Source organism: Dyella lipolytica, from assembly GCF_030160075.1.
GTDB lineage: Bacteria > Pseudomonadota > Gammaproteobacteria > Xanthomonadales > Rhodanobacteraceae > Dyella_B > Dyella_B lipolytica.
The window spans coordinates 2,068,039-2,080,119 of the sequence record NZ_BSNQ01000003.1; the positions used below are offsets into that span (position 1 = coordinate 2,068,039).

The 12,081-nt window shown below is 61.2% G+C and carries 14 protein-coding genes; 4 read left to right on the forward strand and 10 right to left on the reverse strand.

Features of this window, described 5'->3' with window-relative positions; all coding sequences use genetic code 11:
* Window positions 1–44 precede the first annotated feature (44 nt).
* Window positions 45–584 (reverse strand): alkylhydroperoxidase, AhpD family, encoded by a 540-nt coding sequence (gene ahpD, locus QQL64_RS10670; RefSeq protein ID WP_284399110.1) that lies wholly within the window; start codon window positions 582–584, stop codon window positions 45–47.
* Between the two features lie 123 nt (window positions 585–707).
* Window positions 708–1,247, reverse strand: coding sequence for a peroxiredoxin (locus tag QQL64_RS10675; RefSeq protein ID WP_284399112.1), 540 nt, complete (start codon window positions 1,245–1,247; stop codon window positions 708–710).
* 144 nt (window positions 1,248–1,391) lie between these two features.
* Here QQL64_RS10675 and oxyR point away from each other — a divergent pair, with 144 nt between their 5' ends.
* The 4 genes from oxyR to katG all read left to right on the forward strand — a co-directional run bounded on the left by oxyR (window position 1,392) and on the right by katG (window position 5,343).
* Window positions 1,392–2,336 carry a DNA-binding transcriptional regulator OxyR gene (oxyR, locus tag QQL64_RS10680; protein WP_284399113.1) on the forward strand — a complete coding sequence of 315 codons (945 nt, stop codon included), beginning with the start codon at window positions 1,392–1,394 and terminating at the stop codon, window positions 2,334–2,336.
* A gap of 150 nt (window positions 2,337–2,486) precedes the next feature.
* A complete protein-coding gene (locus tag QQL64_RS10685; protein WP_284399116.1) occupies window positions 2,487–2,639 on the forward strand; it encodes a hypothetical protein in 153 nt (50 codons plus the stop codon).
* A gap of 31 nt (window positions 2,640–2,670) precedes the next feature.
* Entirely contained in the window at window positions 2,671–2,931 is a 261-nt protein-coding gene (locus tag QQL64_RS10690) for a hypothetical protein (protein WP_284399118.1), read from the forward strand.
* Window positions 2,932–3,096: 165 nt separating this feature from the next.
* Window positions 3,097–5,343: a catalase/peroxidase HPI gene (gene katG, locus QQL64_RS10695; protein ID WP_284399121.1), complete on the forward strand. Its 2,247-nt coding sequence runs from the start codon at window positions 3,097–3,099 to the stop codon at window positions 5,341–5,343.
* Between the two features lie 190 nt (window positions 5,344–5,533).
* Here the strand turns inward: katG and QQL64_RS10700 are convergent, their stop codons facing one another.
* The 8 genes from QQL64_RS10700 to QQL64_RS10735 all read right to left on the reverse strand — a co-directional run bounded on the left by QQL64_RS10700 (window position 5,534) and on the right by QQL64_RS10735 (window position 11,840).
* A complete protein-coding gene (locus QQL64_RS10700) occupies window positions 5,534–6,052 on the reverse strand; it encodes an adenine phosphoribosyltransferase (RefSeq protein WP_284399124.1) in 519 nt (172 codons plus the stop codon).
* 25 nt (window positions 6,053–6,077) lie between these two features.
* Entirely contained in the window at window positions 6,078–7,001 is a 924-nt protein-coding gene (locus QQL64_RS10705) for a DMT family transporter (RefSeq protein ID WP_284399126.1), read from the reverse strand.
* 7 nt (window positions 7,002–7,008) lie between these two features.
* Window positions 7,009–7,287, reverse strand: a complete 279-nt coding sequence (locus QQL64_RS10710; RefSeq protein WP_284399129.1) for a putative signal transducing protein — start codon at window positions 7,285–7,287, stop codon at window positions 7,009–7,011.
* Window positions 7,288–7,329: 42 nt separating this feature from the next.
* Window positions 7,330–8,295, reverse strand: a complete 966-nt coding sequence (locus QQL64_RS10715; RefSeq protein WP_284399132.1) for a Nudix family hydrolase — start codon at window positions 8,293–8,295, stop codon at window positions 7,330–7,332.
* 9 nt (window positions 8,296–8,304) lie between these two features.
* Window positions 8,305–8,793 carry a dihydrofolate reductase gene (locus tag QQL64_RS10720; protein WP_284399135.1) on the reverse strand — a complete coding sequence of 163 codons (489 nt, stop codon included), beginning with the start codon at window positions 8,791–8,793 and terminating at the stop codon, window positions 8,305–8,307.
* Between the two features lie 141 nt (window positions 8,794–8,934).
* Window positions 8,935–9,729 (reverse strand): thymidylate synthase, encoded by a 795-nt coding sequence (locus tag QQL64_RS10725; RefSeq protein WP_284399136.1) that lies wholly within the window; start codon window positions 9,727–9,729, stop codon window positions 8,935–8,937.
* 298 nt (window positions 9,730–10,027) lie between these two features.
* Window positions 10,028–10,924 (reverse strand): prolipoprotein diacylglyceryl transferase, encoded by an 897-nt coding sequence (lgt, locus tag QQL64_RS10730; RefSeq protein ID WP_284399139.1) that lies wholly within the window; start codon window positions 10,922–10,924, stop codon window positions 10,028–10,030.
* A 121-nt stretch (window positions 10,925–11,045) separates the two neighbouring features.
* The gene (locus QQL64_RS10735; RefSeq protein ID WP_284399142.1) at window positions 11,046–11,840 is read right to left on the reverse strand and encodes a transglycosylase SLT domain-containing protein; all 795 of its coding nucleotides are present in this window, start codon (window positions 11,838–11,840) and stop codon (window positions 11,046–11,048) included.
* Window positions 11,841–12,081 lie beyond the last annotated feature (241 nt).

The following is a 12,081-nucleotide window of genomic DNA, read 5'->3' on the forward strand; positions in this document are numbered from 1 at the left end:
CGGCACACGTGCCGGGGTTTTTGTTTACCGTGCTGCCACGCGCTTCAACCTGCGACGTCGGCCTGTTCCAGCGCAACCGCAGCCGCGTGAATCACGGCGGCAATGCGCGCAGCACTCTGAATCGGCTGCGCCGAGAGGCCATGCTTGCGCAACGTCTTCTCATGCGATTCCAGGCACATGCCGCAACCGTTCACCGCCGACACGGCGAGCGAAGCGAGTTCGAAATCGATCTTGTCGCCACCGGGATTGGCCATCGCATTCATGCGCAGACCGGCGCGCAGCGTACCGTATTCGGCATCGCCCACCAGGTGCACGAAGCGGTAGTAGATGTTGTTCATGCCCATGATCGCAGCGGCCACGCGAGCGCCGTTGAGTTCTTCCGGGCTTGCATGCTTGGCCGATTCTTCGGCGATCGCGGCAGTGAGCGGCTTGTAGCGCGAGGCAATCGCCGATGCCAGAGCGATCACGGCGATCTGCTTCTGCGTCAAACCGGGTGCACCGCCTTCGCTCAGCACGGAATCGAGATTCAGGCGCAGGTCTTTCGCGTAGTCGGGCAATTGGGCTTTCAGATCAGCAAGGCTCATGGAGTACCTCATCGAATTCTTGGGGCAAAAAAACGGCGGCGAAACGGACTTCGCCGCCGATGAGTACTCCGTGCGCTCGATGGGGGGAGGGGTGAGCGGCGCGGAGTGCGGGCGATAACTGGATTAGGCGACCTTGAGGGTGTCTTCGCCCTGGCTCCAGTTGCAGGGGCACAGTTCATCGGTCTGCAGTGCGTCGAGCACGCGCAGCACTTCAGCCGGGTTGCGGCCGACGGAGCCGTCGGTGACGTAGACGAAGCGAATCACGCCTTCCGGATCGACCAGGAAGGTCGCACGCTGCGCGACGCCATCTTCGGTCAGGATGCCTAGCGCATTGCTCAGGTCCTTCTTGATGTCGGCCAGCATCGGGAATTTCAGGTCGCGCAGATCCTTGTGGTCTTTGCGCCATGCAAGATGGACGAACTCGGAATCCGTGCTGGCGGCCAGCACCTGGCAATCACGGTCGGCGAACTGCTGGTTCACGTCGCTGAAGCCCTTGATCTCGGTCGGGCAGACGAAAGTGAAGTCCTTCGGATAGAAGAACACGCACAGCCACTTGCCCTTATAGGTGTTGTTGTCGATGTTCTGAAACGCCTTGTCGAGGCTCTCGATCGAGACGGTGGCCGGAACGTTGAACTGGGGGAACTTGTCGCCGATGGTCAGCATTTATTGCTCCTGTTGAAGGTGTGTCAGGGAAGGATGCGCTGCACTCTGCAGCGCTCACCCAGTAAGAATACGGTCAGCACTTGTATTGTTCAAATCGATTATTACCATAGGGTTCATAGGCGTCGCCTATAATTGGAGTCACTCATGAACCTGCGCGACCTGCACTATCTCGTTGCCCTGGCCGAACATCGGCACTTTGGTCGCGCCGCCGAGGCCTGTTTCGTCAGCCAACCTACGCTCTCCACCCAGATCAAGAAGCTGGAGGACGAACTGGGCGTGGCGCTCGTGGAACGCACGCCGCGCAAAGTGCTGCTGACCGACGTCGGCCGCGATATCGCCAACAGGGCGCGCGATGTGCTGAACGAGGTCGAGCAGATCAAAGGCGTTGCGCGCCGCACGGTGGATCCAGAATCGGGCACGGTACGGCTGGGCATCTTTCCCACGCTTGGCCCCTATCTGCTCCCGCATGTGGTGCCGATGATCCGGGATCGTTTCCCGCGTTTGGAATTGCTGCTGGTCGAGGAAAAAACGGAAACGGTGCTGCATCGCTTGCGCGAGGGAAAGCTCGACGCCGGCATCCTCGCCCTGCCCATCCACGACGACAGCCTGCACGCGGAACTCCTGTTCGAAGAACCGTTCGTGCTGGCCGTGCCGCAATCGCATCCGCTGGCCAAGCGGCCGTTATTGAAGCTCAGCGACCTCTCAGATCAAAGCCTGCTGCTGCTGGAAGATGGCCACTGCCTGCGTGATCAAGCGCTGGAGGTGTGCCACATGGCCGGCGCCGGCGAGAAAAGCGGCTTCCGCGCCACCAGCCTGGAAACGCTGCGCCAGATGGTCGCGTCCAATGTCGGCATAACACTGCTGCCGACGCTCGCCGTGAAACCTCCGGTTGCCCAGGCGCCCAACCTGCAATTGCTCGAATTCAGCGGCCACCCACCCAGCCGTCGCATCGCGATGCTATGGCGCAAGAGTTCGGCCATGTGCGGTTTCCTCCAGCAATTGGCCGAAGTGTTCAAGAGCTTGCCGCGCGATCTGCTCGATCCGCATACCGCAGCAACCAGCTCTGCAAAGCGTCGCCGCGCCGCTTGATACGCAACGGTGCTTGTCATAGCCACAACCAATCATCTTCATAAGAACAATCAATTTCATAACTCACTCACCCAGCGTTAGTCTCGGGGGACCGGCCCAAGTTGGCCGCGTCTGCATGGCCCTCCCAAGCCCCACGCCCGAGGTGATGTCATGAACAAGCGGAAAAGCTCCACGACGGAGCAAAACTTCGGTGATGTATTCGCCGAGGGGTCGGTGGTCAGCCACCGCTATCTGTACGTCACTCACAAAGCCGAACGCGCGCACGCTAAGAAAACGCTGAACAAGTTCGGCTCATCGTGTTGAAAAAGACTCCACTGCGTTGAAGGGCAGCCGCATGAGCCAGATGAGCTTCTTCGATGCCGCATACGGCAGCAAGCGCAGACGGACACAGCGTGATGCGCTGCTGGCTCAGATCGAACCGGTGCATCCGAAAGCTGAGGATGACCGCCTTCCTTTTGCGATAGAAACGGATGCTACACATCCGTCTAATACAGCCCAAGAGCACCGCCTAGGCGCTATCGCTGCCTATGCATTATCGGATTTGTGGATAGCCCGACGATGGTTCGCCTGGGCGGGAGAGCTTCGCCTGTGTTGAACCAAGCATCAGGACGAAAAATTCATTTGGACGGCTTTACGCCCAAAATCACCCATCACTTATAGATTAGGGAAATTTGACTTACCGGTACTCGCTCCATTTATCAGCGTTCGGATTCCAGATTGAACCGAGTCGTTGGTCCTCACGCCCCCAAGGAGAGAACACATGTCAACCGAAGCAAAGTGCCCGTTCAACCACGCCGCTGGTGGCGGTACGACGAACCGTGACTGGTGGCCGAAACAGCTGCGACTGGATCTGCTCGCTCAGCACTCCCACAAGTCCGATCCAATGGACGAGGGCTTCAATTACGCCAAAGCGTTCAAGAGCCTCGACTTGGCGGCGCTGAAGAAAGACCTCGCGGCGCTGATGACCGATTCGCAGGATTGGTGGCCCGCGGACTTCGGCCACTACGGCCCGCTGTTCATCCGTATGGCCTGGCACAGTGCCGGCACCTACCGCATCGCTGACGGCCGCGGTGGCGGCGGACGCGGCCAGCAGCGCTTCGCGCCGCTCAACAGTTGGCCGGATAACGTCAGCCTCGACAAAGCGCGCCGCCTGCTTTGGCCGATCAAGCAGAAGTACGGCAACAAGATTTCCTGGGCCGATCTGTTGATCCTCACCGGCAACGTCGCGCTCGAGACCATGGGCTTCAAGACGTTCGGATTCGGTGGGGGCCGCGAGGACACCTGGGAACCGGACCAGGACCTCTACTGGGGTAGCGAGAAGACCTGGCTGGGCGGCGACGTCCGCTACGGCAAAGGCGAAGGCGCGATCGTAGCTGACGAAGAACTGCACCGCAGCGAGACCAGCCGCACCGACAAAGGACGCCACCTGGAAAATCCGCTAGGTGCCGTGCAGATGGGCCTGATCTATGTGAATCCGGAAGGTCCCGACGGCAATCCGGACCCCGTCGCCGCGGCACACGATATCCGTGAAACCTTTGCGCGCATGGCCATGAATGATGAGGAGACCGTCGCGCTCATTGCCGGTGGCCACACCTTCGGCAAGACGCACGGCGCCGGTCCCGCCGACAACGTCGGCACCGAACCCGAGGGCGCCAACCTTGAGAACCAAGGCCTGGGCTGGAAGAGCAGCTTCCGCAGCGGCAAAGGCGCTGATGCGATCTCCAGCGGCCTGGAGGTCACCTGGACCAGCACGCCAACGAAGTGGAGCAACAACTTCTTCGAGAACTTGTTTGGCCACGAATGGGAACTGACCAAGAGCCCGGCTGGTGCGCATCAGTGGAAACCCAAGAATGGCGCAGGTGCCGGCGCGATTCCGGATGCCTATGACCCGTCGAAGCGTCATGCGCCCACCATGCTGACCACCGACCTCTCGCTGCGGCTCGACCCCGCCTATGAAAAGATTTCACGGCGCTTCTTAGAGCACCCCGATCAACTCGCCGACGCATTCGCCCGCGCGTGGTTCAAGCTGACCCACCGCGACATGGGCCCTCGCGCACGCTACCTCGGCCCAGAAGTGCCGGCCGAAGAGCTCATCTGGCAAGACCCCGTCCCCGCGGTGAATCACAAGCTGATTGATGCGCAGGACATTGCCAGCCTCAAGGCCAAGGTCCTGGCTTCGGGTCTGTCCGTCTCGCAGCTGGTCTCGACCGCCTGGGCGTCGGCGTCGACTTTCCGCGGCTCGGATAAGCGCGGCGGCGCGAATGGTGCGCGCATCCGTCTCGCCCCGCAGAAGGATTGGGAAGTCAACCAGCCCGAGCAGTTGGCGAAAGTGCTGAAGACGCTCGAAGGCATCCAGAGCGAATTCAACAGCGCGCAATCCGGCGGCAAGAAGGTCTCGCTTGCCGACCTGATCGTGTTGGCCGGTTGCGCAGGCGTTGAGAAAGCGGCGAAGAATGCCGGTCACACGGTAACGGTTCCCTTCGCGCCGGGACGCACCGACGCCTCGCAGGAACACACCGATGTGGAATCTTTCGCCGTGCTCGAACCGGTCGCGGACGGTTTCCGCAACTACCTCAAGGGCAAATACAGAGCCCCTGCCGAGGCGCTGCTGATCGATAAGGCGCAATTGCTGACGTTGACCGCGCCTGAGATGACGGTGCTCGTGGGCGGTTTACGCGTCCTCAACACCAACTTCAAGCAGTCCCAGCACGGTGTCTTTACCAAGCGGCCGGAATCGTTGTCCAACGACTTCTTCATCAACCTGCTCGACATGAGCACGGAGTGGAAGCCCGTTTCGGATGCGCGCGATGCGTTTGAAGGGCACGATCGCGCGACGGGCAAACTCAAGTGGACCGGCAGCCGCATCGATCTCATCTTCGGCTCGAACTCCCAGCTCCGCGCCCTGGCTGAGGTCTATGGAAGTTCGGATGCGCAGGAGAAGTTTGTCCACGACTTTGTAGCGGCCTGGAACAAGGTGATGAACCTTGATCGCTACGACCTTGCGTGATCTACGAGGATAGCCATTAACGGCATGATGCCGAGCAGCCTCGACCTGGTATCGGGTTATCCCGAACTAGGTCGAGCTTGCGCAAACTCTTAAACTTCTTTCACTCAGTGCGGTGAAGCGCTCGTCTTACTACCGCCGTCGTGAACACGCTGGGCAGACTCCAGAATTCGCGTTGACAAGGTATGCCGAATCAATAGTGGAGCACGGCATGCAAGGGCACGCTTTCCGGCCACAATGCCCGCCCCTGCAACGCTAGCAACTCGATGACCACCGAGGCACCGACAAGATCGGCGCCGAGTTGCCCTAGCAGATTGCGCGCCGCGCCCAAGGTCCCGCCTGTGGCGAGCACATCATCGACAAGCAACACGCGTTCGCCCTGGCGCAGGGTATCCACACGTGCTTCGAGTCGGTCGGTGCCGTATTCCAGCTGGTAGTCCGCATGCATCACCGGCGGCGGCAGCTTGCCGGGCTTGCGCAAAGGAACGAAGCCCGCACCCAGCTTCTGTGCGATGGCCGCAGCAAAAATAAAACCACGCGACTCGACGCCACATACGGCCTGCACATCGCTGCCTAGCCATGGTTCGGCCATCGCATCGATGCAGCGTGCGAAGGCGGCGCCGTCCGCCAGCAGCGGAGTGATGTCACGAAAGGTCACTCCCGGCTTCGGGAAATCCGGCACAGCACGGATCAGGCTTTCAAACGATGTCATGCATGCACTCCAGTATTACGGTTCGTCATGTACGCGCGCGAGGACGCAACGCGCCGAACAGGATACCTGCCAACGCAAGCACCAAGCCAAGCCAATCGCCCGGGCTGGTGGGCCGGCCAAGCAATATCACGTCCAGCACGAATGCCAGCGCTGGTTGCAACAACAGCAACAAGCCCACCAGCGACGCGGGCAATCGTGGCATGGCTCGCACCATCAACAGCCACGCCAACATCTGCCCCAAAAAGCCCAACGCGAGTAAAGCACTCCAACTGCGCAAGCCGTGCAACGCGAAACTGTCCCCTTCGCCCAGACCCCACAGCCACAGCAGCAGCGCGCAGAGCAGGCTCATCAGCCCGAGAAATAGCGCTGGCGAAAGCTGAGCGTGCGTTTTCAGTGCATGGCGAAAACTAAGCAGATACACCGTGTAAGCCAAAGCGCTGCCGAGCGCCAGCCAGACACCCAGGCGATGCTGCGCGTCGAACACCGACCAATGCGCACCCACCAGCAACCACAAACCGATGATCGCCAACAGCATGCCAGGAACGAACCAGCGGCCGGGTCGCTCGCGATAGAACACCAAACCGACCAGGGCCATCAGGAACACCTGGAAATTGCCCAGCAGGGTCGCCATGCCGGGCCCGATCCACAGAATGCTGCGGTGCCACTGGATCAGATCCGTGGCGAAACAGATCGCCGGCAACAAAGCCATCCACAGGTCGCGCCACGCGACCGCACGCCACGCGCCGCGCATCGCCGCCCACGCCAGCAACATGACGCCACCGAACAGCATGCGATAGAAACCCGAAACGGTAGGCGCCGTCCCTGCATAGACCACAAAGAGACTGGTGCTAGAGAGCAGCATCGCACCGATAGTCATCTGCGTGACGGCGGTGCGCATGGGCACTTCGCTGCTGACGCCCACAGGCGTCGCGATGGACACGGCGGACATCGTCACCTCAACCCGGCGCCGGCAGCAAGGTGCCCGTATCGTCGTCCTGTTCTTCGATCGCCAGCCGGGCTTCCGTCAACGCGCCATCGATCTCACGCACGATCGGCTCGGCCGCATCTACGCTGGATGCCGGCACCAGCACCGCGACGTAGTCCAGCGCCGGCAGTTGTCCAACGCCACCGGTGAGGTATTCGCCGGCAATGAAGGCCGGTATGTCGACGCTCTCAAGCGCATCCTTCACCAGGTGTGCGTCGATCAGGTTCTGGGCTCGATAAACGATGCGCATGGGGCCACGCTACTGCTGCTCGCCCTGCCGGGCAAGCACGCATCACCAGAACGCACCGATGCCCGCTACACCTTGCCCGCTGTGATCGCGTGCTTGGTCGACTTGTGCAGGCGTCATGCCGCCCAGTGCATAGACCGGCAACGCGGCCGCTTCAGCCAGGTCCTGGAACCGCGACCAGCCCAACGATGCCGCTTCGGGGTGGCTGGTGGTAGGACTAACCGGTGACAGGGTCGCGAAATCGGCGCCGATGCGCGCAGCCTGTCCGAGCTGGGAAGCGTCATGACAACTGGCGCCTACGACCTGCGTCCAAGGCAAGGGGCGATCGACCAGTGCGTCCAGTTGCGCAGATTTCAGATGTACGCCTACGCCGGTGCCGAGCGCAAGCGCGCCATCAATATCACCGTTGAGTAGAACGCATGCCTCGCACTGCACTGCGCGCTCCTGCAAGCTAGCGGCCAGCGCTCGCACTTGCTCGACCGACCAACGCGGGAGGCGCAACTGGATTAGGCGCGCGCCACGTTGCAGCGCTGCATCCAAACGCAGATGCCATTGCGCCGCCTGCTCCGGCATCACGTCCGCAGGTGTAATGAGGTAGGTAGAAGGCAAGCGCAACGCTTGCAGAATCGGTCGATCGGCGGGAGCCAATATCGCCGGATCCACCGCGGATGGCGACAGCCATTGCAGCGCCTGCCCTTCTAGCGATGCCGGCGTGCCCTGCCAGCGTGTGAACTGCCACGCATCGAGCAACAGACCTCGCTCACCGTAACGCCACGGTACGCGTATCAGCGCTACGCCATCGGCGGCATCGAGATGGATGCCGAGCTCTTCGTGCAACTCGCGCGCCAACGCACGCTGCGGGTGTTCGCCCGGCTCAAGCTTGCCGCCTGGAAATTCCCAAAACCCCGCCAGATGCTTACCCGCCGGACGTTGCGCCAACAGCACCCTGCCCTGCGTATCGCGCAGCACGCCGGCCATCACGTGCAACACTGCGCCGGCGCGGTCGCTCATCGAATGAAATCAGCTGTTGCGGATGTACTCGACCATGTCGAAGTCGTAGCTATGATCGCTATCCTTCTTGTGGTGCGTGCGCTTGACCTCGGTCCAGTCGCTGAAGTGGATGCCGGGGAAGAAGGTGTCGGCGCCGTCTACGGCCGCGCTTACCCAGGTGAGGTACAAGCGACGCGCTACCGGCAGCGCCTCCTGGAAAACCTTGCCGCCGCCGATCACCATCAGGCCAGTGCCATTGGAGCGCGCCTGTGCCTCTTCGATCGAACGCACGGTGATCTGGCCAGGGAACGGTGCCTCATGGCGACGCGACAGCACCAGATTCTCGCGATCCGGCAGCGTCCGGCCGATCGATACGGCGGTGTTGTAACCCATCAGCACATACTTGCCGACCGTCAGCTGCTTGAACCACCGCAGATCGTCCGGCAGATGCCAGGGCAGCTGGCCCTTGCGACCGATTGCAAAGTTCTCGTCGAGGGCAGCGATCAACGAAATGGCCATGGGTGCTCCGGGAAATGACAGTTAGGGCGAACGGCAGGCGTAGCCGGCACATCTCCGGTCACCCTGACCGTTCATTATAGCGTTTCGGGAACGGGGTGGCATGGTGGGAGCAGGGACCTGCGGCACCCTTGTTTATAGCCGCTAGACGGCCACCGGCGCCTTGATCGCAGGGTGAGGGTGATACTCCTCGATCACTACATCGTCGTAGCGGAAGTCGAAGATCGACGCGATATCGGGGTTGAGTCGCAAGCGCGGCAGCAGCCGCGGCTCGCGCGTCAGCTGCAGACGCGCCTGCTCCACATGATTGCTGTACAGATGCGCATCGCCCAGCGTATGCACGAAATCGCCCACGCCGAGGCCGCAGACTTGCGCAATCATGTGCGTCAGCAATGCGTAGCTGGCAATGTTGAACGGCACGCCGAGAAAGATATCGCCAGAGCGCTGGTACAACTGGCAACTCAACTTTCCATCTGCCACGTAGAACTGGAACAACGCGTGGCATGGCATCAGGGCCATCTTCGGCAGCTCGCCCACATTCCACGCGCTGACGATCAAACGACGCGAATTGGGATTGCGTTTGATCTCCTCGACCACCCAGCGGATCTGATCCACGATGCGGCCGTCGGCCGCTGGCCACGCGCGCCACTGCTTGCCGTAGACCGGCCCGAGATCGCCATGCTCATCCGCCCATTCGTCCCAGATGCTGACACCGTGCTCCTTCAGGTAAGCGATATTGGTATCGCCCTGCAGGAACCAGATCAGCTCATGCACGATGGATTTCAGGTGCAGCTTCTTGGTGGTGACAAGCGGAAAACCTTCGGCAAGATTAAAGCGCATTTGCCAGCCGAACACGCTACGCGTGCCGGTGCCGGTGCGATCGGTTTTTTCCGTGCCGTGTTCCAGCACATAGCGAAGCAGGTCGAGATAAGCGCGCATACGAAGGATGCTCTGATCAATTCTGCGTAGGTGTCACCGGCCCTGTCTGTTCGCAGGCCACAGGGCCATCGGCGAAGGCAGACTGGCCGTCTGTCGAGACGATGGACCGAAGGCATGCGGACAGACAGGGCCGGCCCCAACGCATTGAATGGAAATGATGGGGTGATGTCCAGAAGGCTCGCAGGCTGCGCCGCACGGCTTGGCAAGACGGCCAGTCTTCCCGGCGCCGCGCAACACACCCTGCGAGCCTTCTGGACATCATGCCACCTACGCAGAATTGATCAGAGCATCCTTGAGTTTACGCCGTCTGAGCTTCGACTGCCTTTGCGAGTGGCAGCGTCGGTGCGCGACGCGACAGCCACAGTAGCCACAATCCGATGACGATCAAGGGCAGCGACTGGATCTGGCCCATGGTCAGCCAGCCCCATGCCAGGTAACCGAGCTGCGCATCCGGCACGCGTACAAACTCCACCGCAAAACGGAAGCAGCCGTACAGCAGCGCAAACAGACCCGATATCAGATAACGCGGGCGCGGCTTCATCGATACCAGCCAAAGCACAAGGAACATCGCCAAACCCTCCAACGCCAGCTCATACAGCTGCGACGGATGCCGCGGCAGGCCATCGTATTGCTGCATCAGCTGGGTCAGATCGGGGTGATTGGCCGCTAGTGCCATGTCCTCGTCGTGCGCATTGGGAAAAATCATCGCCCACGGCACCAGCCCGGGCTTGCCCCACAATTCACCGTTGATGAAGTTGCCCAGCCGCCCCAACCCCAAGCCAACCGGTACGATCGGCGCGACAAAATCCATGGTGTCGAAGAAATTGAGCGCGTGCCGGCGCGACCACCATAGTCCCGCCACAAGCACACCCAGCAGGCCGCCGTGGAAACTCATGCCGCCGTCCCATACGCGGAACAGCGCTAGCGGCTCGGTCCAGATCCAGCGGATGCCGCCTGCGTAATAGAACAGCATGTACCAGAGTCGACCACCCAGAATCACACCCATCATTCCGTAGAACGCCAAATCGCCCAGCGCATCGCGGCTCACCGGCAAACGGCCCCGCTTGCGGCGGTATTCCGCCAGTGACCAGGCGCTGAGAAATGCAAGCAGGTACATCAACCCGTACCAGTGGATCTGAATCGGCCCCAGATGGAGGGCGACCGGGTTGAATTGCACGACAAAGGGTTGCGACATGGGGTGGCCGAGGAATCCCAAAGCAACAGTTTAGCGGGCTCGCCAAAGGCGCGTCAGGGCCACTGCCTCAAAATACGTCGCTTAGGCACACTCCGGCGACGTCGTCACAGGCCAGAACGTGTCAACCGCCGCCATGCATCGCAAATGCATCCGACGGCGCGTGCTCCAACGCCACGGCACTGGCGGGCGACTTGCCCATCACCGTTTTCAACTCGTGATAGACGTTCAACACCGTTTGCCCGTAACCGCGCGCAAGTTCGGCGTCGTGGCTATGGTAATAGCCGATGCGCAGCACCGGATCGTCGCTTTCCTTCATCGCTTTGCGCAGCAAGCTCGTACCGATGTCGATGTTGCGCGCCGGATTGAGCAGCGCGATGGGATCGGGCTCGATATCCCGATGCATCGGGTAATACACCTGCATGATGCCTACGTCCTGCACCGGCACAGCCAGCAGATGGGCCAGTTCGATGGCGTGCTCCGATTCGGCGCGTGTGCCGTTGTGCAGATGTCCGTTGATGCGCACGATCCACGGGCTAGGCGCTACCGAACCATCCGGCTGCACACCGCGCGTTTCCACCAGCGCCACCGCATAAATAAGCACAGGATCGATGCGATACCGTGCACCGGCCTTCACCCAAAGGCTGCTGGATGACGTGATGTCGAGATTGAATCCTTCCACGTTGCTGGCGTGGGGTGGCGCGACGACGACGATAGTTTTGTCGTCATACGGGTTGAGTGCCGCCTTTGAACTGATAGTGCGTGCAGCGATGACCGGTGCTGCGACATGCACGATTGCATTGGGCGCCTGCGCGGGAGTTGGTGACAACGCGGGTGGCGCAGATCTGGATGTCGACAAGGCGACCACCGAAACCGATTCTTCAGATGGCGCCGAGCGCCAAGCGTGGGCGGCAATCATGGCAGCGACCACTCCCGCCGCTAGTCCCATGCCCCCGATCAAGGGACCACGATGGGCAACCGCATGTTGCTTTATCGCAAGCAACATGGCCGAAGCATCGAGGGTCAGCTGATGCTGCGCCCGTATGCCCGAAGTCGCGCCACCATTTCTTTCGGTAATCCGTCGTCGCGTCGCCCAACCTTGTGGGTCGACCATCAAGATTTTTTTGCTGCCCCGTGAAGGCAAGCTACCCGTACGGCGC

Coding starts and splice junctions, on each gene's coding strand:
- ahpD (WP_284399110.1), bottom strand. CDS start 584: ATGAGCCTTGCTGATCTGAAAGCCCAATTGCCCGACTACGCGAAAGAC.
- QQL64_RS10675 (WP_284399112.1), bottom strand. CDS start 1,247: ATGCTGACCATCGGCGACAAGTTCCCCCAGTTCAACGTTCCGGCCACC.
- oxyR (WP_284399113.1), top strand. CDS start 1,392: ATGAACCTGCGCGACCTGCACTATCTCGTTGCCCTGGCCGAACATCGG.
- QQL64_RS10685 (WP_284399116.1), top strand. CDS start 2,487: ATGAACAAGCGGAAAAGCTCCACGACGGAGCAAAACTTCGGTGATGTA.
- QQL64_RS10690 (WP_284399118.1), top strand. CDS start 2,671: ATGAGCCAGATGAGCTTCTTCGATGCCGCATACGGCAGCAAGCGCAGA.
- katG (WP_284399121.1), top strand. CDS start 3,097: ATGTCAACCGAAGCAAAGTGCCCGTTCAACCACGCCGCTGGTGGCGGT.
- QQL64_RS10700 (WP_284399124.1), bottom strand. CDS start 6,052: ATGACATCGTTTGAAAGCCTGATCCGTGCTGTGCCGGATTTCCCGAAG.
- QQL64_RS10705 (WP_284399126.1), bottom strand. CDS start 7,001: ATGTCCGCCGTGTCCATCGCGACGCCTGTGGGCGTCAGCAGCGAAGTG.
- QQL64_RS10710 (WP_284399129.1), bottom strand. CDS start 7,287: ATGCGCATCGTTTATCGAGCCCAGAACCTGATCGACGCACACCTGGTG.
- QQL64_RS10715 (WP_284399132.1), bottom strand. CDS start 8,295: ATGAGCGACCGCGCCGGCGCAGTGTTGCACGTGATGGCCGGCGTGCTG.
- QQL64_RS10720 (WP_284399135.1), bottom strand. CDS start 8,793: ATGGCCATTTCGTTGATCGCTGCCCTCGACGAGAACTTTGCAATCGGT.
- QQL64_RS10725 (WP_284399136.1), bottom strand. CDS start 9,729: ATGCGCGCTTATCTCGACCTGCTTCGCTATGTGCTGGAACACGGCACG.
- lgt (WP_284399139.1), bottom strand. CDS start 10,924: ATGTCGCAACCCTTTGTCGTGCAATTCAACCCGGTCGCCCTCCATCTG.
- QQL64_RS10735 (WP_284399142.1), bottom strand. CDS start 11,840: ATGATTGCCGCCCACGCTTGGCGCTCGGCGCCATCTGAAGAATCGGTT.